Genomic DNA, 21491 nt, shown 5'->3' with positions numbered 1-21491 from the left:
TCAGGGATTCGGCGTCCGGAGCTGCGCGAGGTAACGCTCGAGCAGACCCTTGACGACCGGTCCCGAGGTGGCCGATCCGAAACCGCCACCGCGCACCAGCGCTGTCACCACGACCTCCGGCGACTCGGCGGGCACGACCGCGGAGAACCAGGCGTTGAGTCCCTTGCCCGGTGCCGAGGGATCCTCTGCCGTGCCGGTCTTGGCGGCGGCCGTGACCGGCAGGCTCGCGAGCTGACCAGCAGTGCCGGCCGAGGCCGACGCCCGCATGCCCGCGCGCACCGGTTCGAGTTTGTCGGCGAACGACAACGGCCGAGGTTGCTCGGTGGGAATCGGAACTGCGTCACCGGGTCCATAGGCGGCAGCGAGCTTCGGGGTCACCATCTGACCCGACGCGATACCCGCCGTCCACCGCGCGACCTGAATCGGCGTGGCCGTGACGGTGCCCTGGCCGATACCCATGAGCAGGGTCGAACCCGGATACCAGGCACCTCCGATGCTCTCGACGTTGTCCGGGGTACCGAGGAAGCCTGCGGACTCGGCCGGCAGATCGATCCCCGAGGGGGCACCCGCGCCGAGCTCGGAAGCGATCTGCGCGATGCGGTAGGGACCGAGAAGGTCGGCCAGTTGGTAGAAGTAGACGTTGTCGGACCACTGGATCGCCCCGAGCAGGTTGTTCGGGCCCATCGGCTGCCAATTGGCGAAGGTGTGACCGCCGTAGGTGTAGGCCGCGCCGCCCGCCAGGAAGGCATCCGGGGACAGCACGTCGAACGCCGCGTTCGTCGACGCTGTGACGATCTTGAACGTCGACCCCGGTGGCGCTGCCGTCTGCACCGCATGGTTGAGCATGCGGCCCGGACCCGATGCCGCGGTCTGCGCCGCGATCGCGGCGAGGTCGGCCGGGGGTCCGTAGACGTTGTTGTCGTAGCCGGGAACGCTGGCCAGCGCCAGCACCGCGCCGGTGCGGGCGTCCATCACGACCGCGGCGCCGAGGTCGCCTCCGCTGGTGCGCACCGTCTGGGCGAGCGCGTCGGTCGCGGCCCGCTGCATGCCGACATCGAGATGCAACCGCAGGTCGTGGCCGCGGATCGGATCCACCCGCTCCCCCGTGCCCACCGGACGTCCTGACGGATCGACGTACACGCACTGCTTGCCGTCGACGCCGCGCAGCAACGCGTCGTACTGCCGCTCGAGCCCGGCCTTGCCGACCCGTGATCCGAGCGCGAGGGTCGGCCAGAGTTCCATGTCCTGCTCGTCCGCGATCCCGACGTACCCGAGGAGCGGCGCCAGCATCTCCCCGTGCGGGTACTGTCTGCGGCCCGTCGGGTAGACGAGCACCCACGGCAGCCGAGCGTCCACGATCGCCCGGGCCTGTTCGGGCCCGACACGTCCGAGCACGACCTGGATCTCCCCGCTGGTACTGCTCCGCAGTTCCTCGTCGAGCTTCTCCAGTGGCATGCCGAGGAGCGCCGCGAGTTCGTAGCGCGCCGACGGGGCACCTTCGGCGAACATCCGGGCGACCACCGCGACGGTGTACTCGGCGACGTTGGTCGCGACGGGAACGCCGGTCCGGTCGAGGATCTGACCACGCTCGGCGGGCAAACGGATGCAGCGGAGCATCTGCGTGTCGCTCGTCGCGCGGAACTCGGTGCCGTGCGCGGTCTGCATCTGCCACGCGAAGACCGACATCGCGGCGAGCGAGGCCGTCAGCGTCAGCGCACCCACCGACACTCCGCGCGGCAGACGGCGCTTCTTTGGTTCGGCCACCCACAGCGGCCGGGTCACGCCGTCGCGGCGCACCGCGAGCACCAAGCCGATCGAGACGAACCCGATGATCGAGGCGGTGCCTCCGTAGCTGAAGATCGGGATCGGCATGCCGGTGTGCGGCAACAGCGACAGGCTCTGGGCCACCGACACCACGGTATGCAGCCCGAACACACCGCCGATACCCGCTGCGACGAGTGCCGCCTCCCGAGTGCGTGCGACGCGGGCGGCGACCACGGAACGCCACACGATGATCACGACGGCCGCCACGACGGCGATGCCGGCCACCAGGCCCCACCCGTACACCAGACTCGCGAAGGCCAGGTCGTGTTCCGACTCGGGGAGATATTGCGCCCGCAGATCGTAGTCCGGTTCGCGGCCGAGGCCCCACCACCCCGCACTGCCGATCGCGATGTCCGCCTGCCATGCGGCCCAACCCGATCCCTGTGGGTCGGCGTCGTTCGACAGGAAGACGTGGATCCGCTCGAGCTGATACGGACGCAGGAACAGCACGGCCATCGGCAGCGAGGCGAGCCCGAGCGCGAACAGCGGGAACAGCGACCGCAGCGGGACTCTCGCCAGGATCAGCATGAGCAGCACGGTCGCCACGAGCACCACGGCGGTCGAAAGGTCGGGTTGCAGCGCCACCAGGGCGATCGGCACCGCCGACACGATCAGGACGCCGACGAACCTGCCGAGCGTGTACCCGCCGGCCAGTATCGCGGCGGGAACCATGACCAGCGCGAGCTTGGCGATCTCGGAGGGCTGCAGGGTGAACACGCCGAGATCCAGCCAGCGTTGAGCGCCCTTGGTCGCGATACCCACCAGCGGCACCGCCGCGAGCAGGACCACCGAGGCGGCGAACAGCGCCCACCCGAAACGGCTCAGAGCGGCGATCCGCATGCGCGAGGTCGCCCACATCGCACCGAGCCCCACGGCGGCGAGCGCGGCGTGACGCACTGCGAGCGACGACATGCCCGTCGAGATCATGTTGAGCATGCCGAGAGCGACCAGGGCGACGGCCGCCGCGACAAGCCAGGGATCGGATGGGTGCCTATCCGCCGTCACGAGAGCCCCCGGGCACGCAGGCGGCATTCTCGGTGGGAACGTACACCGGCTCGGACGCGGCCTCTGCAGGAACGGTGGTGGCCGCGGCGACGGCGAGTGCCGACCCGGGTGGCAGGTCGACGCTTCCGATGCCGTAGGCCTCCGGGCTTCCCGCCGGCACCGGCAGGGTGATCGCCCGGCCCGGCAGTGTCACGCCCGTACATCGGTCGTAGACGGTCAGATTCCACGTGACCGCACCGATATTCGCGGCGGGGTCGAGCCCGACGTCGACGCGGACGGTGCACGATCGTCCCGGCTCGCACGGACCGTTCGCGAAGCTCGCGGCGACCTGCGTGATCGGTCCGGCGTTCGCGGGAAGACCGGTGTCGACGGGACCCGGCACGCCCGCCTCTGGTGCCGCTTCGGGCACCGGCGGCGGTGGTGAGACCGGATCGATCCGGTCGTCCATCGACGAGTCCACCGGGTCGAGAAGGGTGTGCCAGCCCCGATTCAGCTCCGACCACGCTGCGGGAGCTACCCACGCCAGCCCGACGAGCGCGATGATCGCGACCAGCGCGATGACCGTCCGGCGTGGCGGCAGCCGTCGCTTCTTGCGATGCCACACCGTCCCAGCCGGCGGGCGACGTCGATTCGGGACGAAGGTCCTCTCTTCCGTCACGCGCGGCACGTCTGCCCGTTCCGCCGTACCGTCCACCGGACGAGCATGCCCCTTCACCACCGAGACGAGCGCGGCGATCTGCGATCGTTTCCTTCCTACCTCGGTTTCGTCGAATTCGGTTGCGGCAGCATAATGAACGCGTCTCGCCAGGCCGACGAAATCCGTCGACTCGGCGATCGCCGCGTCCACTCTCTCCTCGAGCGCTTCGTTGCGGCAGTTCGTCACGATTCGGCGAAGAAGTCCGGCCGTCGCGTCGCGCACCTCGCCCCAGGAGCCCGCGTTCTTGATGCAGTCGATGGTGAGCTGACCGTTCTCGGACACCATCACGGCGTCGCCTCGGAGGCGGATCGGATGGTGGCCCCGGGTGTGCGCGAGTTCGAGTTGATCGACCGTATCGGTGACGAGCAGCGCGGCCTGCGCAGGCGTCAAAGTCGCTACGGCAAGCAGTCTTCCGAGCTCTACGCCGCCCCCTGCGTCGTCGTCCGTCCGTGTGGGCGGGACGGATCGAACCTCGACGGGCTCGTAGTCTCTCGCATGGATTCCCAAGACTGCTTCGATCATCGCGCATCCCGAAAACGCCAGGCCTCCCGCAAGTGTCAGCCAGACCGGAGCGGGCGGGTGAATTGACCTTGAATTGCCTTTCCCACTTGACGACTCGTTACCGAAATCCATTGTGTGTCATTTGCGCAAGAGTTGCCTCGACTTTCGAACGAAACCTTGCGGCACTTCTGCCCCAGAGGCTGTTACCGCCGGGAACACCCACCTATCACTCGCCGTCCGCATACACCGTGTCGGGACGTGCCGGGTGGTGGCGCCGGGCGTCGAACGGTTCGAGCCAGACCTGCACCGTCGCGAACAGGCCGCGCTGCGGGAGCCGGAAGTCGCCGAAGCGGTCCTGGTGAGTCAGTGGACCTTCCGGTCCGAGATCCACTCCACCGACGACGGCACGCTCGGTGTGCGCGACCCACAGTTGCCGCGGGTTGGCGCGGAACCACTGCCCGTTCGGCAGGTGCCCACCGAGCCGCATCCGACCGGCGCCGAGCACCGGCCCGGCGACACGTCCCATCGCGGCCAGCACCGTCGGGCTGTGCCAGAGGGCGTCGGGCATCAGACTGCCCGCTGCGTTCATGACGGTGGTCGCCGGCGAGGTGGTCATCCGGAGATCCCACTCCAGTTCGGTACCGACGGTCACGTGCAGGTCCGTGGGGTCGGTCCACTCGGCGCGCACGTCGGTCTGCTCGGTGCGGCTCAGCGCGCGACCGAGATAGCGCGGGCAGCTCAGTTCGGCCGGGACGTCGCTGTACACCGTCCATGCGCCGTCCGGGTCGCGGTGCCACACGGACGTGAAGCCGGCGCCGATGCTGTTGGTCGGGAATCTGCGCAGCGCGAGATAGTGGCCGCTCGCGAACGGCGCGCCGATCACGGCGTAGCCGGCGAAACGCTCTCCGGAAACCCGGGGCAGTTCGCAGGACTGCTGGGCGGCTGCCTGCGGGGTGATGGTCATGTCGTCCTCCTCGATTGCGGGTACTTCGATCCTGTGCCCGCCGCCTCCGCACGTCATGAGGCCGCTGCCTCATCTTTCGGACCGGGCATCGTGCGAGGACACTGAGTCCATGACGTCCACGGGTGACGGTCCGCGACGGGCGGAGCTGGTCGCCGCGCTGTCCCTTGCGATCGATCTGGGTCTCGGTCAGCCGATGGAGCACATGTTGCGCTCGGCGGTGATCGCCACGCGCATCGCCGACCGGATGGAGCTGAGCGCCGACCAACGGGACGTCGTCTTCTACGCGAACCTGGTGGCCTGGATCGGATGTCACGCGGACTCCCACGAACTGGCACGGATGTTCGGCGACGACATCGCGTTCCGCGCCGACACCTATGCAGTGGACATGGCGGGACTCCCCTTCTTCCGCATGCTGATGGGTCACAGCGGGCGGGGACTGCCGTTCGCGGAGCGCTTCCTCCACGCCACGACCTTCCTGTTCACCGCGCGTCGGCAGGTGTCCGAACTCATCCGATCCCACTGCGGGTCCGCGAGTGTTCTCTCCGATCGCGTCGGGCTTGACCCTCGGGTGAGCGCGATGCTGACCTTCACCTTCGAGCGCTGGGACGGTGCGGGGCTACCTTCGGGTGCGCGCGGTGACGAGATTCCCGTCGAGATGCAGATCGTCCACCTGGCCGACGTGACCGAAGCGCATTTACGTCTCGGTGGGCCTACGCAGGCGGTCGCCGTCGCTCGTGCGCGAAGCGGAACCCAGTTCGGCCCGCGCGTGGTGCAGGTGTTCGTCGACGACGTCGACGCCATCACGGCGGGTGTGCTCGAACAGGACGCATGGTCGGCGGCGCTCGCCCAGGCGTCCGATCTTGACTACATCCTGAGCAGACCCGAACTCGACGAGACGCTGCGCGCGATGGCGGATTTCGTCGACCTCAAATGTCCTTACCTGTTGGGACATTCGAGACGCGTGGCGGATCTGGCGGCGGCCGCGGGCCGGCATCGCGGCCTTCCGGTCGCGGAGGTCGAACTCCTCTACCGCGCGGGTCTCGTGCACGGACTGGGACGGATGGGTGTGCCCAATCAGATCTGGGAGAAGGTCGGCCCGCTCACCACCGCGGAATGGGAACGGGTCCGCTTGTATCCGTATCTGACCGGACGGATCCTCAGCCGCGTCGCAGGGCTCGAACCCGTCGTCGCCGTCGCGGTGACGCACCGCGAGCGACTCGACGGTTCCGGATATCCCGGCGGGCTCCGGGCCGCCGACCTGAGCGTGACGGCGCGCATTCTCGCCGCGGCGGAGACCTACCAGCGGCTACGGGAAGCTAGACCGCACCGCAAAGCTCTGACAGCGGAGGCCACAGCGGCCCGGATGTGCCGTGACGCGCAGGCAGGCCGACTCGACACCGAAGCGGTCGAGGCCGTGCTGCTCGCGGCGGGGCACCCGACGAAGCGACGCGCCCCCTGGCCTGCGGGACTGACGGGTCGCGAGGTGGAGATCCTCAGACTCGTCGCTCTGGGTTATTCGAACCGGCAGATCGCCGACGAGCTGGGCATCGCACACAAGACGACCCGCAGTCACGTCGAGCACGTGTACACCAAGCTCGACGTCCACAACCGCACGCAGGCAGGACTCGCCGCCATCGACCTCGGCCTGAGCTGATTAATGTGGATCTGCCCCCCACTTTCCGGGGTCGAACCCACACAAATCAGTGTCCGCATCAGACGGTGCGCCAGATGTATGCCGACGTACTACAGGACTGGGTACTTCCTCGCCTCCGCACGCGACGGCGCGACGGGCCGGACGATCTGGTGTTCTCGACCGATATATACGCCGTCGAGAACACCGGATCGGAACGGCGTCCTCGTCCCCTTACCGCGGGTCGTCGGAGTGGCTGACGATATTGACGACCGTGCCGTCCGGTGCGCGCACGAAGAACCGCCGCACTCCCCACGGCTCCGTCGTCAACGGATACACGATCTCGAACCCGCAACGCTGCGCTTCCTCGTAGGCCGCCTCCACCTCGTCGCCGACGTGGACGGAGATCGCCGAGTCCACGGGAGCCGATTCGTCACCGCTGACCAACTGGACGACGGCACGACCATCGGGAGTGGCGAACCGCGCGACCCACCCGAGGTTCATCTCCTCGACGCTCAGCCCCAGATAGTCCGCGTAGAAACTCCGCGCCTCCCCGATGTCCGGGACGTTGATATTCGTGGTGATGCCGGTCGGACGCATGCGGTTCACTCCTTCGACGATCCTCGGTGGGTTCGACCCCGCTCAGCGGGGTTCATTCCACACAAATCGGGTGATGGGTCATCTCGAATTCGAGTACACCACTACTCGCGCTTCGGAGTCCCGAGAATGAGTACGCAACCCGGACAGTGGCGGCTGTTGGACGAAGCCGAGGCCGCCGCACTCTCTCTGGCCGACGAATCGCACACCCCGCCCCGAGAGGGAAGAACTCACCGTCGCTCTGCGAAAGTTCATCCGCACCAAGGGCGCCGACTACCTCGATGATCCGAACGTCTCGTCTGTCGGCGTCGGATACAAGCATGTGGACGGCAAACCCACCGACGAGATCGCCGTGCAGTTCACGGTGAATGAGAAGGTATCGGAGCCCGAAGCTCTCGAAGCATTGGGCACCTCCCCGCTTCCCGAGAGCATCACCGTGAACGGTGTGAAGGTCCCGACCGATGTGATCGAGCGGTCGTACGAACCCGCATTCCATCGCGTCCCGGAAGCAGCGACGCCGCCCCGGAAGACGCGACGACAACCGGATAGGACGACTCGTGCGGTCGCACCTGGGGCCGGCCGGGGACTGTGCCGTGGCGACGGTCAAGGATCGGCAGTTCGATCCGGAGATCTGCGGGCTCGGCACGAAGTCCATCGGTGCGTTCGAGATCGGACCCGCTCCGAAGCACCCGGCAGCCGACGGTGAGATCAGCAGCGGCGGCGACTCTGGAGCGGCATGGATGTTCCGGTCCGGAACCGACGCGGCGGCGACCACAGTCTTTGCCGGCCTGCATTTCGCCGGCGAAGCGAACGGTAGCTCCGACGAGCACGCGCTGGCGTGCCTGCCGCAATCCGTCTTCGAGAAGCTGGGTGTGACCCTCACCCCGCCGGCCCGGAAGAGGCGGTCGCGAACGCCGGCTTCGGCCCGAACTTCCTGTCGACGCCCGTCCCGCTTCCCGAAGTGAAGCCCGACATCGCGAAGGCGAACGACGGCTCCGAGGTGCTGCACTACACGCACTTCTCGCTGGCGATGCGCAAGTCGCGTCGGTTCGCCGCATGGGTGGCGTGGAACATCGACGGCGGATCCATGAAGAAGGTCAGCCGCAAGAACATCGACTTCGTCAACGATCCACGTCTGGCGGCGGACGTCCAGGTCGGCAACGAGCTGTACCGAGCGAACCGACTCGATCGCGGGCACCTCGCACGACGCGCCGACCTGTTGTGGGGCAGCACGAGCGAAGCAACGAAGGCGAACACCGATTCGTTCTTCTACACCAACATCACCCCGCAGATGGACGACTTCAACCAGAGCGCCCGCGACGGCGTCTGGGGCAAACTCGAGGACGCGGTCTTCGCAGATGTGGAGATCGACGACCTGAAGGTGTCGGCGTTCGGCGGCCCCGTGTTCGCGGACGACGACCGCGATTTCAGGAGGGTGAAGATCCCCCGCGAGTTCTGGAAGGTGCTCGTGTTCATGGAGAACGGCGAGCTCGAGGCGCAAGGCTTCCTACTGAGACAGAACTTCGATCAGCTCGAGGTGCTCGACCTCGACGAGTTCCGGGTCTTCCAGGTTCCGCTGGCCGAGATCGAACAACGCGCCCGGCTGCGGTTCCCGCAGGCGTTGCGAGATGCGGATCTGCAGGTCGCGGCGGAGACGATCACCGAGCCACTGGATTCGGTGGCCGCCATCCACTGGTGACGTCTCGCATAGGCGCGGGATCGGTTGCGTCCCTTTAACTCTCGCGCGCTGAACCGAGGCTCGCCTCGCGTGTAGCGCGAGCGAACCTCGGTTCAGCGCGTCAAGTTGCGCCTGTTACAGTCGCCGCGCTGGTCTCGAGGGGGTCGAGATCAACTCGAAGGGGGGCATGTGAAGTCGCTTCTGCTGCGTAAAGTGCTGCCGATAATCGGCGGGATAACGGCGCTGCTGCTACTTCCTCGGGTGTCCGCGCTCCTGGGTCCCGAGATTCCATCGGTACCGACCTTGGTACCGACGACATCCGCTCCATCCACACAAACGAGCCCACGAACCCTTCCCCCGCCATTGCCGGAGGGGTTCCCCTCCATGTTGCGTCCACCGCCTCAAATGACCGCCGCGCCGGGCGGTCCGCAACCGATCAGCACCAGATACGGTCTCACATACGATATTCCGGCGGACTGGACCAACGACTACCGCTCTATCGCTGGGTGGTCGAACAAGGACGACCGGGCGAGCTTCGGGGCAATCGGGCATTTCGGCGAAGGGTACTGCTCGGAGAACGACGGCGCTCAACTGGCGATGTCGGGTGCCGCAGGTTCACGGGACCTCGATCTTCTCGCGGTCGCGTCGAAGGAGATTCGAGCTGTCGAGTGGATCTTCGGTGACGACGCGGGCACACTACCGACGGTCGAGTACGCCGAACCTGTGTGGTTCGAGGTGGCCGGCCGTCCGGCCGTCCGACTCTCCGCCCACGTCACGGACATCCCGCAGGTCAGCGAGTGTGACCCCGAAGCCGCCTTATTCGACATTGTTGCGACACCTGGATACGCCAGTGCGGAAACCATGGTGCTGATGGTCGAGATACACGAAGGCATCGACGGCGCATACGATGTCGGTGTCGCAGACGAGATCATTGGGACACTCCGGCCGACGTAAGCAACTTACCAAGGCCAGCACCACCTCGACCGACCTGCGAAATCCACGAGCGGCAACGTGCGGCCACGCACCGCGCTCGACGAGTCCAATGGGGCCACCTGTTACAGTCTCCGCGCTGGTCTCGAGGGGGTCGAGATCAAGCCGAAGGGGGGCGCGTGAAGTCGTTTCTGCTGCGTAAGGTACTGCCGATAATCGGCGGTATAACAGCACTGTTGCTACTTCCTCGGGTGTCCTCGTTTCTCGGTCCCGAAGTCCCGTCCGTATCTACCTTGGTGCCGACCACCGTCGCGGCATCGGACCCTTCCACACCGCAGACCACGCGACCTCCCCTTCCGGAGGGTTTTCCCTCCATGTTGTTTCCCCCACCGAAGATCGACGTCGAGCCAGGGCAACCGCAACCGATCGACACCAGATACGGCCTCACCTATGAGATTCCGGGGGACTGGAAGAACGACCACGGCGCTAGCTCCGGATGGTCCGGTGAGGAAAGTCATGCCGTCTACGGCAGCGTCGGTTCGTTCGGCTACGGGTCCTGTCCCGAAAAGGACGGAGGCTGGCTGGCGATGTCCGGCGTGGCGGGCTCGCGAGGTATCGACCTCGAAACCGTAGCTACCGAGAGGATCCGAGACGTCGAGTGGATCTTCGACGACAACGCGGGCACGCGGCCGACAGTCGAGTACGCCGCCCCCGTATGGTTCGAGATCGCTGACCGCCCCGCCGTTCGAATTTCCGCCCGTATCACTGATATTCCGCAGGTCAGCGGTTGCGAACCCGACGCCGCCCGGTTCGACATCGTTGCCACCCCGGGCTATGCGACGGCGCAGACCATGGTGTTGATGGTGCAGGTCAACGAAGGCGCGTACGACGTCGATGCCGCCGACGACATCATCGCAACGCTCCGACCGTCTTGATCGACTTTTGGACTCATTGACACCGCAGCACTGTGCAGATCCCAGTCGATGGAGCTCTCGTCGAGTGCACTCGACGAGACGAACCGCGGCACCTGTTACAGTCTCCGCGCTGATCTCGAGGGGGTCGAGATCCAGTCGGGAGGGGGCACGTGAAGTCGTTTCTGTTGCGCACCGTACTGCCTATTGCAGGAGGGATAGCAGCAATCCTGCTGCTACCGCGGGTGTCCTCGATTGTCGGCCCTGACGTCCCCTCGGTTCCGACCTTGGTGCCGACTACCTCCGCGCCATCGGCACCGGTGGGTCCACGAACCTCTCCCCCGCCATTGCCGGAGGGGTTCCCCTCGATGCTGCGCCCACCGCCTCAGATGACCGCCGCTCCAGGTGCGCCGCAACCGATCAGCACGAGATACGGTCTTACATACGATATTCCGGCGGACTGGACCAACGACTACCGTTCTATCGCCGGATGGTCCAACGAGAACGACAAGGCCAGTTATGGAGCTGTCGGGTTCTTCGGTTACGGTTATTGCCCGGAGGAAGACGGGGGCTGGCTTGCGATCTCCGGCGCGGCAGGTTCGCGGGACCTGGACCTCGAATCGGTAGCGCAACAAGAGGTCCGCGCCGTCGAGTGGATTTTCGACGACAATGCCGGAACATTGCCGACGGTCGAGTACACCGGCCCCGTATGGTTCGAAGTCGCAGGGCGGCCCGCGGTCCGCGTCTCAGCCCTCGTTACCGATATCCCGCGAATCAGTTCGTGCGAACCAGGCTCGGCCCGCTTCGACGTCGTGGCGACGCCAGGTTACGCCACCGCAGAAACCATGGTGTTGATGGTCGAAGTCCACCAGGATATCGATGGCGCGTACGAGGGCGGGGTTGCAGACGACATCATTTCGACGCTTCGACCCACCAAACGAAGCGCATCAAGAAGACAGAAAGTGTCATGGGCGAAACATTCAAGGCAGCTCCCGAAGAAGTAGCCGGAACCGCTGTGTTATTCGATGACATTGCCGACGACGCCTCGGCCTCCACCGACTACATACGTGCGGAATGCAGTGTTCAGCAAGGATTGGGCGCAGGTGTACTTGCACTATTGAGCGCCCCTCTGGCAGCGACCGCGGACTTCATGTCTTCCCGGTACGGCGGCTTGGCGGCGGTTACTCGGTCGACCGGTGTGGAGCTCAACCGAGTTGCGTGGATGTACGCAGACCAAGAGGCCCAAACATATGACGCTCTCAACGCGAACATACTGTTCGAAGAGCCGATCGACGCCCACTACGACCCGTACACCCCAGCGCCCGGCCCCGCAGCTCCGTTCCTCGACCCGGTGACTTACCGGAAGGCAGAGGAAGTAGACCTTCCGCTGTCCGAAGTAGGAGCCGAGGATATTCGGCAAGTCATCGCGGACGCAGCAGGTTGGCTCGGAGATGTAGACGACGCGATTCACGCTGCAACGGGATGGAGTCCGCTCCTGCAGTTCGTGGAGCCATTGACGGGAAACTGGAACGAACTGAAGCGTATCGGCGACGCATACCGCATCGCAGCCGAAGGTATGGAGACGTGCGGTTCCAACGTCCGCGCCGGCTATGAACAACTCGATCCGCATTGGGACGGCGCCGCGGCTCAAAGCTTCACCGAACACGCCGAACGCCAGGCAGCAGCTATGGAGTGGGAAGGCCCGGTAGGCCGAGTAGCGAAAGAGATGTGTTTCTTCACCTCCGACAAGGTCAGACAGGCGGCTATCAGCGGGGTTCAGCGACTCGTCACGATGCTGGAAGCGGAAGTCTCACTTGAGAACACCACCCAGGCATTGAAGTTCGCCGTCAAGAAGATCCCCTGGATCGGCACGTACATCCAGGTGAACGCCATTGTCGAGATCATCAGACAAGCGGCTTCGCAGATCGATGATCTCGTGGATAGCGTGCGGGAGATCGTCGAGGCGCTCGAAGGATTCCTTGCGGCGATGGCATCTCCGTCCGGCTATCTCAACGAGAAGTTCGAAGAGAAGCTTGCACCGATAACCGACGCCTACACCGACACCAAGACGAAAGCCGAACTCGCCATGGATATCGCCAGCGTGGCCGATGCAGGCGATACATACAACGCCCCCAAATCCGGCTATGCCGTCGGCGACGACCCCTGGGCGGATGCCGTATGAGGGACGTCCCGCCCCACCTGGAAGCAGCCGTCCGCAGGATCCAGGACGCCGGACACGCCGTCGACACCCGCCGCATCCGCGCCGACCAGGTGAGCAACGGTGACTGGGATACGCGCATCGACGTCGATGAAGCACTGATGAGCCGGCTCGCCGAAACCGACGCCGCATCCGACGCGCTCCGAGCCTTCGCGGCCCGCGTCGACGCAGGCACAGCCGAATGGCGCGACATCGAACGGATCCTTCGCACTCTCCCACCGGAGGTGATCGAACTGAAAGCATCGAAGCATTACCGCTGGCGTTGGGATCATCAGCCACCTGTCGCAACTCCGGTCGAGGACGAGCCAGGGCCGTACAGAACTCCCTGGCAGCGATGATCGACCATCACGTGCATTCGTTGTAGAGCTGTCCCTGCGGACGTGGATTGCGAGCTGGTGCAGCTCCTCCTGATTTGGGTGGTTCCACCCCCGGATGGCGGGGCTGGAACCACCCAAGTCGTTGTCGCGTCGGCATCGACGGCCAGGATCTCGCGCAGCGTCAGATCGTGGTGGCCGCGAACTCAGTGCGTAGGCGATCGAGCTGCTCTGGTGTCACGGCCGTCGCGAATCGCTTTTTCTTGCCGCCACTCGACGGATGGTCGAGATAGACGAACGCTCGGGGACGGCCGTCGTGAACGAACTCGGCGTATCGGTGCTCTCCGTCGAGACCCAGGTGGAACAATTGTGAAACCTCCCGAGCTGCATGCACGCCGATGACAGCAAAGACGCGAGCTTCTGACGCAGCCGACACCACCTGCGGGAGGTACTTTGTCGCACATGTGTGACGCGCCTCGGCAACACCGATCTCATTCCTGCCCTTACCCTGATTCCACCGAAAGACCGACTGCGAAGCAGCGTGTCGAACTGAAGAAAGTGCCCCCTGAACTGGGAAGATTGGAGTTCTCACAGAACAAATCCACCAGTTCACGAAAGACACTTCCGGTGAAAGTGCCCCACAAGTTCATCGACGACTCCGCCATGTTCGACGAGGACAACCTCGTCTCGTGCGCCGGCCTGGTCCCGATCATGACCTTGGCCGAACACACCCACCTGCCGGACCTGCTCGCCGAGAAGATCTCGATCACCACCACCAAGGTCGCCTCCGGAGCGGCGAACCCTGCACCGAAACTGCTCACCCTGATCGCCGGGATGTGCGCAGGCGCCGACAGCATCGACGATATCGACCTGCTGCGCTCGGGCGGCATGACACACCTGTTCGCAGGTGTCTATGCACCCTCGACTGTGGGAACACTGCTACGCGAGTTCAGCTTCGGTCATGCCCGTCAGCTCGAATCCGTGCTCCGCGAACACCTGATCGCACTCACCGCCCGAGTCGAGATCCTGCCCGGTTTGGCCGAGCAGGCGTTCCTCGACATCGACTCGCTGCTGCGCCCGGTCTACGACCGCGCCAAACAAGGCGCGAGCTACGGACACACGAAAATCGCCGGCAAACAGATCCTGCGCAAAGGCCTGTCCCCGCTGGCCACCACCATCAGCACAGCCGACTCCACACCGATCATCACCGGCATGCGACTACGCGCCGGGAAAGCCGGATCCGGTAAAGGTGCAGGTCGGATGGTCACCCAGGCCATCGTCACCGCCCGGGCAGCGGGCGCGGCCGGTGCCATCACGGCCTGCGGTGATTCCGCCTACGGCACCCGTTCGGTCATCTCGGCGTGCCTGCGCGCGAAAGTGTGCTTCTCGCTGGTCCTGGACAAGAACACCGCGGTCCGGTGCGCGATCGACTCCATCGCCGACGAGGCGTGGACCCCGGTGAAGTACCCCGGAGCGGTCCGCGACCCGGACACCGGAGCGTGGATCTGAAGATGCCGAGGTCGCCGAAACCACCTACACCGCTTTTGCTTCCACCACGACTCCGGTCACCGCCCGGTTGATCGTGCGCCGCGTCAAAGACGCCCGCTACCCCGACGCGTTGTTCCCGGTATGGCGGCATCATCCGTTCTTCACCAACACCACTACCTCGGCCACCGACGCCGATGTCACCCATCGCCGGCACGCGATCATCGAAACCGTCTTCGCCGACCTCATCGACGGACCCCTGGCGCACATGCCATCGGGGCGCTTCGGGGCGAACTCCGCGTGGGTGCTCTGCGCGGCGATCGCCCACAACCTGCTGCGCGCCACCGGCCTTCTTGCAGGTGGTGGGCATGTTCGCGCCCGTGGGGCGACGCTACGGCGCAAGATCGTCGATATCCCGGCCCGATTGTGTCGACCGCAACGAGAACCGATCTCGCGGCTACCCACGCACTGGCCCTGGTCGGACGCATGGCTTCGACTGTGGACCAACACCATCGGCCACAGCCCGCCAGCTATCGCCTGAACACCGACCGACCCGCCGAGACGGCACGACCGGAACCGCACCGTGGAAAAGCTCGGCAAACCAGCGGTCACCGCATGTCCGCAACTGCCCATACATCCACTCGCCCGGCCGGAATGGGCTTCGGCATCACGTCAGTGGATTCAGGCTAAGAATCTCGACGCAGTCATTTGCGGCAACGACGGTCGGGTGTACACGACGTAGTGGAAGGGGTCGTAGCCCAGAAGGCCCGGGATCCTGTCTCCAGGCCGCGTGCGCCCCCACAACTCTCGCGCGCTGACCCGAGGCTTGCCCCGCGTGTAGCGTGAGCAAACCCGGGTTCGGCGCGCGAGGAAGCCCATTGCAATCCCCTATCGTCCACATATCAAATTCGGGTTCGAGGGGTAAGTCCCCTGGGGTGGTGTGAAACCGGGCTCCCGAATCGGGACCGTGTCGGTCCTGAACGTAGAAGGGCCACCGCGTGAAGCTGTGTGGGTAACGACCAAGAAACTCACACGAGAAAGACACCGCGATGGCCCTGGACCAGTCTGCCCTACTCGAGCTCACCGAGTCGCTACGCACCGCCGACGGCGGCGACATCATGCGCACCCTGCTCGCCACGATTCTGCAAGCGTTGGTCGACGCCGAGGCGACCGCCCATATCGGTGCCGGACGCTACGAACGGACCGACACCCGCACCACCAGCAGAAACGGTACCCGCGACAAGACTGTCTCGACCACCAGCGGCGACGTGACGGTGAAGATTCCCAAGCTTCGGCACGGCTCGTTCTTCCCGTCGCTGCTGCACCCACGCCGTCGCATCGACCAGGCCCTGCATGCGGTGATCATGGAGGCCTACGTGCACGGCGTCTCGACCCGCAAAGTCGACGACCTGGTCGTCGCACTGGGTGCCGACACCGGAATCTCCAAGTCCGAGGTATCACGGATCTGCGGGGACCTGGACGACGAGGTCCGCTCGTTCAACACTCGTGAACTCGATGTCCACGCCTACCCGTACGTGTTTCTCGATGCCACCTACTGCAAGGCCCGCGTCGGTGGGGACAACCGCGGCAAGGGCGCGAAGGTCGTGTCCCAAGCGGTGGTCATCGCCACCGGTGTCGCCGCCGACGGCCGGCGGGAGGTCCTCGGCTGCGCGGTCGGCGACAGCGAGACCGAGGTGTTCTGGGCCGAATTCCTGCGGAGCCTGCGCGAACGTGGTCTGCACGGGGTGCAGTTGGTGATCTCCGACCACCACCGCGGTCTGATGAACGCGATCGACAAGGTGTTGGTGGGGGCGGCGTGGCAGCGGTGCCGGGTGCATTTCCTGCGCAACGTCGCCGCCCGGATCCCCAAAGGCCAGTTCGAGATGGTCGCCGCGGCGATACGCACCATCTTCTCCCAGCCCACCGGGATGCTGGTGCGCGACCACGTGGACACCGTCGCCAGCACCTTGGAGTCGCAATTCCCGACGGTGGCAGCGATGCTGATCGAGTGCAAGGAACAGATCACTGCGTTCGCCGACTTCCCCGAGGCGCACTGGAAGAAAATCTGGAGCACCAATCCGATCGAGCGGCTCAATCGGGAAATCAAGCGCAGAACCGACGTAGTCGGGATCTTCCCGAACCCCACCGCACTGTTGCGGCTGGCCACCTGTGTGCTCATCGAAGCACACGAGGAATGGCAGGTCAGTGATCGTCGCTACCTGTCGGAAGAGTCGATGACATTGCTGTCCCCGCCGGCACCGACCGTCCTCGACGCAGTCCGACCCGCCCGTCCCGGAGAGGTGGTGGACGAGCAGACGCCCCTTACGGCATAATCAACACAGCCTCACAGCGCAACGCGCACAACGGTTTACACCACTTCACGGGGCTCAATCGGTTCGAGTTCGATCATTGCCGGTCGCTCGTCGTCCCTGTCTCCATTCGGATCCGCCCCCATACAGTGGCCAACGCCACGATGCTGCTCGCCCATGCTTGAGCCGAGCAATAGATCGCTCTCACGTCGCAGGACATCTTCGATGAACGATTCGGATTGACAGAAGAACCGCATCGACCGAACGCTCTCACCGCACGACCTTCGGTTCAGAATTCGTAGCGCGAAAGCCTCAGGCTCGAGCGGCGGATATTGTGCCGGGATGAGCTTTGCGGCACTTGACCCCCTCGACGTCGCCGGCCGTGTCGTGCAACTGCTCGAGGCCGGCCGCCGCAATTCGACGTACAAGCTCGCGACCGTCATGGCGCTCGTCGACATCTGCGTCGAGAACACCGCTGCTCCCGACGGGAGTCTCACTGTTCCGATCGACGAGATCACTCATCGGGTCATCGGCTATTACTGGAATCAGGTCCGGTCGTTCCACCGCCACGGACGGCTTACTCAGGTCAGGCGCGGACGTTCGATCCCTGATCGAATCGCAGAAGCCAGAGACGTCCTGATACTCGACGGGCTTCGCACCGCGGAGGTAGCTCGCGAGTCCGCCCATCCGGTCTATCGACGACTCGTTCGCTCCGTACGGCTGACGATCGCGCAACAGCCACTTACGCACCTGCAGAGCGTTCCTCACAGCGCTACCCGCGACGAGTTCATGTACAACGCGGCGGGCTTCCACAAGAAGATGACCATGAGCGACGTCGACCGAATCGCCGTCATCGTGCTGCGACCAGGAGTTCCCGAAGGCTTACGACGGACATCCGTACTGCTCAGGACCTTCGTGCGCTCCGTGTGGGCGCACGACGTCATCGACCTCAATCGCGCCGAACTCGACGCCGAGGACATCGACGGGTTTCTCTTCGGCACCGACCGCACAGCACTGCGTGCTCTCGTCGACCCACTCCGTGACCTGCAGTCAGGTCGTTGCTTCTACTGCGACGGCCGTCTGCAATCCGATGTCCACATCGATCACGTTGTGCCTTGGTCGATGATCCCCATCGACGGTGTTGCCAACCTGGTGGCAACCGACGCACGATGCAACCTCGACAAGTCGGCGAGCATCCCGGTGCAGGACCACGTGACACGAGCCCTGGAACGACAATCCTTGTCCGAGATTTCCAGCCTTACCCGCATCCCGGTCCTGCACAAGCGGACGGCGTCGGCTGCTCACGGCGTGTATGCGGCCTTGCCTGCCGGCTCGTTGCTGTGGAGATCGTCCGGGACGTACCAACCGCACGCGCCCTGAACGACCCGCGGCCGCTCTCACCGATATAGTTCTGTCCTGCGGCCCGACGGACTTCCGCTGCGATGAGCAGCCACGGACATGCCCCCACCCGCACGAGTGGATTCGTGCTGCCTTGGGGACCTGACTGTGACGCTGCTTCGTACTACCGCCCGCCGGATCGTCGACCTCGATCGTCCTGAATCACTCGCGGAGCAGTTGTTGGAGCAAATGCTGTTCCGCACGGGACGACGTGCCGGGGAAGCCGAGCAGAGGTCCTGGACACGGAGCCTGCCTGTTCTCGCTCGCGATCTCGTCGACGCCGGTCTCCACGACGTCGAGATGCTGCTCGAATATCACTTGCCGTTGACGTCCCAGCGAGCCGACGTCGTCCTCGCAGGGACGCATCCACAGACCGGCGCGGCTTCGTACGTGGTCGTCGAACTGAAGCAATGGTCGGCAGCGCGCCGATATGAGGACAACCCCGAACTTGTCGAGGTATCCGGGATGCCTGGAGGACCGAAGCTGCATCCTGCCGCGCAGGTGAAGGGTTACTGCGACTACCTCGCGGACTTCGCCCGTACGGTGTCCGATCAACCGGACGCTCTTGCAGGCATCGCCTATCTGCACAATGCGACCGATCCGGGAGCCGTTGCCGATCTGCGTTCCTATCCGATGAGCGTCACCGGGCGCATGTTCACCGCTGGCGAGCGCGGGGACATGATCGAATTTCTCCGGAGTCGCCTCGCACCCACGCCCGGCTACGCCGCCGCCGACGCTCTGATGAAGTCGGCAATCGCACCGTCGCAGCAACTGCTCAAAGTTGCCGCTGCAGAAGTACGCGACCGGCCACAGTTTCATCTGCTCGGCAATCAACAACTCGCCGTCGACCTCGTGCTTCACGAGGTGGAGCAGTCTCGCGCCGCCGATCGAAAGCGCGTCATCATCGTCACCGGTGGTCCCGGTAGCGGCAAGAGCGTCGTGGCGTTATCGCTACTCGGTGAGCTCGCCCGGCGCGGCCGAACCGTGCTGCATGCGACAGGGTCCCGATCGTTCACACAAACCCTGCGGAAGGTTGCGGGGCACCGCGCGCCGCGCGTGCAGAAGATGTTCAAGTACTTCAACCAGTTCATGACGGCGGATCGCAACGGACTGGACGTCCTCATCCTCGACGAGGCGCACCGCATCCGTGAGACCTCCGTCGACCGGTACACACGAGCCGAACTCCGCACAGACCGGCCGCAGGTCGACGAACTCATCGCGGCCGCGCGCGTCCCTGTTTTCCTTCTCGACGAGCACCAGGTTGTACGCCCCGGGGAGATGGGATCCTATGCCCAGATCGAACATTACGCAGCCTCACTGGGTCTCGAGACACAGCACATCCACCTGGGAGAACAATTCCGCTGCGGAGGCAGCGAAGAGTACTTGCTGTGGGTGAAGCGGCTACTCGACCTCGAAGACGGAGGGCCGTTCGAGTGGAGAGGCGATCCCCAGTTCACCGTTCGCGTTGCCGACAGCCCCGAAGAGATGGAGCACCTTCTCTCCCAGCAGAGGGATCTCGGATATTCGGCGCGGATGACGGCCGGTTACTGCTGGCCGTGGAGCGACGCAGACAAGGACGGGAATCTGGTGCCCGACGTTCGGATCGGTAGTTGGGCACGCCCGTGGAACAGCAAGAGCGACCGCAGAATCGGTGACGCTCCCCCATCTGCACTCTGGGCCACTGAGGACGGCGGGTTCGGGCAGGTCGGTTGCGTCTACACGGCCCAGGGTTTCGAATACGACTGGAACGGAGTCATCCTCGGACCCGATCTGGTCTGGCGTAACGGACGATTCACGACGATTCGCGAGGCGAACCGCGATCCCGATTTCAAGAACCGCACACGAATTTCCGACGTGCGCTTCGACAGGTTGGTCCGCAATGTCTACAAGGTGCTGCTTACCCGCGGAATGATCGGCACCGTCATCTACTCGACCGATGCCGAAACGCGAGATGCGCTCCGTCAACTGATCTCCGACTGACCCTCACGACGACTACCGAACACCGAGCACGGCCCGACGGGCTTCCGCAGCAGGACATGCCCCCACCCGATGCGAACCTGAGAAGGCGCATGGGCAATGACCAGCTGGATCGTAAAGATCAACGAGAAGACACCACAGCACTGGGATTACGCACGAGACGACGGCTTCTGGGACGTCCGTAGCCCGTCGTACTTCAGGAAGATTGTGCCCGGTGACGACATCTACTTCTGGATCACGGGTCAGGGCAATGGGTTTGTTGCACGTGCACGAGCGACTTCCGGTCTATACGAAATCACCCCGAGCTCGCAACCCGCGCACTGGAGCGACGTTCAAACCGGCGGCTACACACACCGATTCGAGTTCGAAACAATCAGTGAGGACGTAGTTTCATCGCCCACCTGGGCACAGCTACAGAAGCTACTCGGCAAAAATCTCGCGGCACAGGCCGGAGCCAACCAGGTGTCCGACCCGTCTGCCGAAAGTCGCCTACGCTCACTGTTCGGCACCGAAGCCGATCTCGCTTTCGCCCACTTCCCCGTCGTCGACGTCGAGTTACCCAAGAGCCTCCCGACGTACGAGAAGGGCGATGACGTCCGTAAACGCGCTCAACGAGCCATTGCTGTGCGATACGGTCAGCCGAAGTTCCGTCGCGCACTGCTGGCAGCGTATGAACGTCGTTGCGCAGTCACCGGATGCGACGTCGAGGCGGTCCTGGAAGCAGCCCATATCGACCGCTACTTCGGAGAGCACAGCAACCATGTGACCAATGGTCTGCTCCTCCGCGCCGACCTCCACACCTTGTTCGACCTGCAACTGTGGACAGTGCGCAGCGACCTCACAGTCGCAGTGGCTCCCCAGCTCGAGAGCAGCGAGTATGCAGCCTTCGCGGGCAAGCGGATTCGAGTACCGAAAAGCTCCGCTCATCACCCTGATGCTGCGGCGCTCGCTCGGCATCGAGACGCGTGCGACTGGGTCCGATCGGCTTCATAACTCTGGCAGAAGAGGATTATGGCGATCGCCGCAGAGATGTCGCGGCCCGCGTGATCATAT

Annotated in this window: 17 protein-coding genes and 1 pseudogene; 13 read left to right on the top strand and 5 right to left on the bottom strand. The window is 64.8% G+C overall.

Annotated features, from left to right (window positions below; genetic code table 11):
* The 3 genes from KXC42_RS07310 to KXC42_RS07300 all read right to left on the bottom strand — a co-directional run bounded on the left by KXC42_RS07310 (position 1) and on the right by KXC42_RS07300 (position 4991).
* Positions 1–2829: an FtsW/RodA/SpoVE family cell cycle protein gene (locus tag KXC42_RS07310; protein ID WP_373922183.1), complete on the bottom strand. Its 2829-nt coding sequence runs from the start codon at positions 2827–2829 to the stop codon at positions 1–3.
* Positions 2816–3916, bottom strand: coding sequence for a hypothetical protein (locus KXC42_RS07305; protein WP_219130106.1), 1101 nt, complete (start codon positions 3914–3916; stop codon positions 2816–2818). The genes KXC42_RS07310 and KXC42_RS07305 overlap by 14 nt, the downstream gene beginning before the upstream one ends.
* Before the next feature lie 337 nt (positions 3917–4253).
* Complete coding sequence (locus KXC42_RS07300) at positions 4254–4991, bottom strand: hypothetical protein (protein WP_257606055.1); 738 nt, start codon at positions 4989–4991, stop codon at positions 4254–4256.
* 109 nt (positions 4992–5100) lie between these two features.
* On the opposite strand from KXC42_RS07300, the gene KXC42_RS07295 reads away from it, so the two are divergent.
* Entirely contained in the window at positions 5101–6645 is a 1545-nt protein-coding gene (locus KXC42_RS07295; RefSeq protein ID WP_219130104.1) for an HD domain-containing phosphohydrolase, read from the top strand.
* Between the two features lie 210 nt (positions 6646–6855).
* Here the strand turns inward: KXC42_RS07295 and KXC42_RS07290 are convergent, their stop codons facing one another.
* Entirely contained in the window at positions 6856–7221 is a 366-nt protein-coding gene (locus KXC42_RS07290; protein ID WP_219130103.1) for a VOC family protein, read from the bottom strand.
* Between the two features lie 554 nt (positions 7222–7775).
* Here KXC42_RS07290 and KXC42_RS27115 point away from each other — a divergent pair.
* From KXC42_RS27115 to KXC42_RS07260, 7 genes are all read left to right on the top strand, one after another.
* Complete coding sequence (locus tag KXC42_RS27115) at positions 7776–8183, top strand: hypothetical protein (RefSeq protein ID WP_257606054.1); 408 nt, start codon at positions 7776–7778, stop codon at positions 8181–8183.
* Positions 8180–8917 (top strand): DNA/RNA non-specific endonuclease, encoded by a 738-nt coding sequence (locus tag KXC42_RS27110; RefSeq protein WP_257606053.1) that lies wholly within the window; start codon positions 8180–8182, stop codon positions 8915–8917. Before KXC42_RS27115 ends, KXC42_RS27110 begins: the two co-directional genes overlap by 4 nt.
* A 384-nt stretch (positions 8918–9301) precedes the next feature.
* Positions 9302–9850 carry a hypothetical protein gene (locus tag KXC42_RS07280; RefSeq protein WP_157741812.1) on the top strand — a complete coding sequence of 183 codons (549 nt, stop codon included), beginning with the start codon at positions 9302–9304 and terminating at the stop codon, positions 9848–9850.
* Between the two features lie 350 nt (positions 9851–10200).
* Positions 10201–10761, top strand: a complete 561-nt coding sequence (locus KXC42_RS07275; protein ID WP_219130102.1) for a hypothetical protein — start codon at positions 10201–10203, stop codon at positions 10759–10761.
* 344 nt (positions 10762–11105) lie between these two features.
* A complete protein-coding gene (locus KXC42_RS07270) occupies positions 11106–11741 on the top strand; it encodes a hypothetical protein (protein ID WP_156895104.1) in 636 nt (211 codons plus the stop codon).
* The gene (locus KXC42_RS07265) at positions 11705–12919 is read left to right on the top strand and encodes a hypothetical protein (protein ID WP_257606052.1); all 1215 of its coding nucleotides are present in this window, start codon (positions 11705–11707) and stop codon (positions 12917–12919) included. Before KXC42_RS07270 ends, KXC42_RS07265 begins: the two co-directional genes overlap by 37 nt.
* Positions 12916–13293 (top strand): hypothetical protein, encoded by a 378-nt coding sequence (locus KXC42_RS07260; RefSeq protein ID WP_219130101.1) that lies wholly within the window; start codon positions 12916–12918, stop codon positions 13291–13293. The genes KXC42_RS07265 and KXC42_RS07260 overlap by 4 nt, the downstream gene beginning before the upstream one ends.
* A gap of 160 nt (positions 13294–13453) precedes the next feature.
* Here the strand turns inward: KXC42_RS07260 and KXC42_RS07255 are convergent, their stop codons facing one another.
* Positions 13454–13636 carry a hypothetical protein gene (locus tag KXC42_RS07255; RefSeq protein ID WP_006552812.1) on the bottom strand — a complete coding sequence of 61 codons (183 nt, stop codon included), beginning with the start codon at positions 13634–13636 and terminating at the stop codon, positions 13454–13456.
* Between the two features lie 260 nt (positions 13637–13896).
* Here KXC42_RS07255 and KXC42_RS07250 point away from each other — a divergent pair.
* The 5 genes and pseudogenes from KXC42_RS07250 (at position 13897) to KXC42_RS07230 (ending at position 21431) form a co-directional block, all read left to right on the top strand.
* Positions 13897–15295, top strand: a pseudogene (locus tag KXC42_RS07250) (IS1380 family transposase).
* A 508-nt stretch (positions 15296–15803) separates the two neighbouring features.
* Positions 15804–17087 carry an IS256 family transposase gene (locus KXC42_RS07245; RefSeq protein ID WP_071936707.1) on the top strand — a complete coding sequence of 428 codons (1284 nt, stop codon included), beginning with the start codon at positions 15804–15806 and terminating at the stop codon, positions 17085–17087.
* 318 nt (positions 17088–17405) lie between these two features.
* Positions 17406–18443 carry an HNH endonuclease domain-containing protein gene (locus KXC42_RS07240; protein ID WP_219130100.1) on the top strand — a complete coding sequence of 346 codons (1038 nt, stop codon included), beginning with the start codon at positions 17406–17408 and terminating at the stop codon, positions 18441–18443.
* Positions 18444–18569: 126 nt separating this feature from the next.
* The gene (locus KXC42_RS07235; protein ID WP_112319979.1) at positions 18570–20441 is read left to right on the top strand and encodes a DUF2075 domain-containing protein; all 1872 of its coding nucleotides are present in this window, start codon (positions 18570–18572) and stop codon (positions 20439–20441) included.
* Between the two features lie 96 nt (positions 20442–20537).
* Positions 20538–21431 (top strand): HNH endonuclease signature motif containing protein, encoded by an 894-nt coding sequence (locus KXC42_RS07230; RefSeq protein ID WP_219130099.1) that lies wholly within the window; start codon positions 20538–20540, stop codon positions 21429–21431.
* The last annotated feature ends 60 nt before the right edge of the window (positions 21432–21491 follow it).

Origin of the sequence: Rhodococcus sp. LW-XY12 (assembly GCF_019317345.1) — a bacterium.
Lineage (GTDB): Bacteria > Actinomycetota > Actinomycetes > Mycobacteriales > Mycobacteriaceae > Rhodococcus > Rhodococcus pyridinivorans.
Note: the sequence above shows the minus strand (reverse complement) of the source record. Positions and strands in the feature narration are given on the sequence as shown.

Bases quoted from the DNA above. Each gene is read 5' to 3' on its own strand.
- KXC42_RS07300 (WP_257606055.1), bottom strand. From the start codon at position 4,991: ATGACCATCACCCCGCAGGCAGCCGCCCAGCAGTCCTGCGAACTGCCC.
- KXC42_RS07295 (WP_219130104.1), top strand. From the start codon at position 5,101: ATGACGTCCACGGGTGACGGTCCGCGACGGGCGGAGCTGGTCGCCGCG.
- KXC42_RS07290 (WP_219130103.1), bottom strand. From the start codon at position 7,221: ATGCGTCCGACCGGCATCACCACGAATATCAACGTCCCGGACATCGGG.
- KXC42_RS07280 (WP_157741812.1), top strand. From the start codon at position 9,302: ATGACCGCCGCGCCGGGCGGTCCGCAACCGATCAGCACCAGATACGGT.
- KXC42_RS07275 (WP_219130102.1), top strand. From the start codon at position 10,201: ATGTTGTTTCCCCCACCGAAGATCGACGTCGAGCCAGGGCAACCGCAA.
- KXC42_RS07270 (WP_156895104.1), top strand. From the start codon at position 11,106: ATGCTGCGCCCACCGCCTCAGATGACCGCCGCTCCAGGTGCGCCGCAA.
- KXC42_RS07265 (WP_257606052.1), top strand. From the start codon at position 11,705: ATGGGCGAAACATTCAAGGCAGCTCCCGAAGAAGTAGCCGGAACCGCT.
- KXC42_RS07260 (WP_219130101.1), top strand. From the start codon at position 12,916: ATGAGGGACGTCCCGCCCCACCTGGAAGCAGCCGTCCGCAGGATCCAG.
- KXC42_RS07245 (WP_071936707.1), top strand. From the start codon at position 15,804: ATGGCCCTGGACCAGTCTGCCCTACTCGAGCTCACCGAGTCGCTACGC.
- KXC42_RS07240 (WP_219130100.1), top strand. From the start codon at position 17,406: ATGAGCTTTGCGGCACTTGACCCCCTCGACGTCGCCGGCCGTGTCGTG.
- KXC42_RS07230 (WP_219130099.1), top strand. From the start codon at position 20,538: ATGACCAGCTGGATCGTAAAGATCAACGAGAAGACACCACAGCACTGG.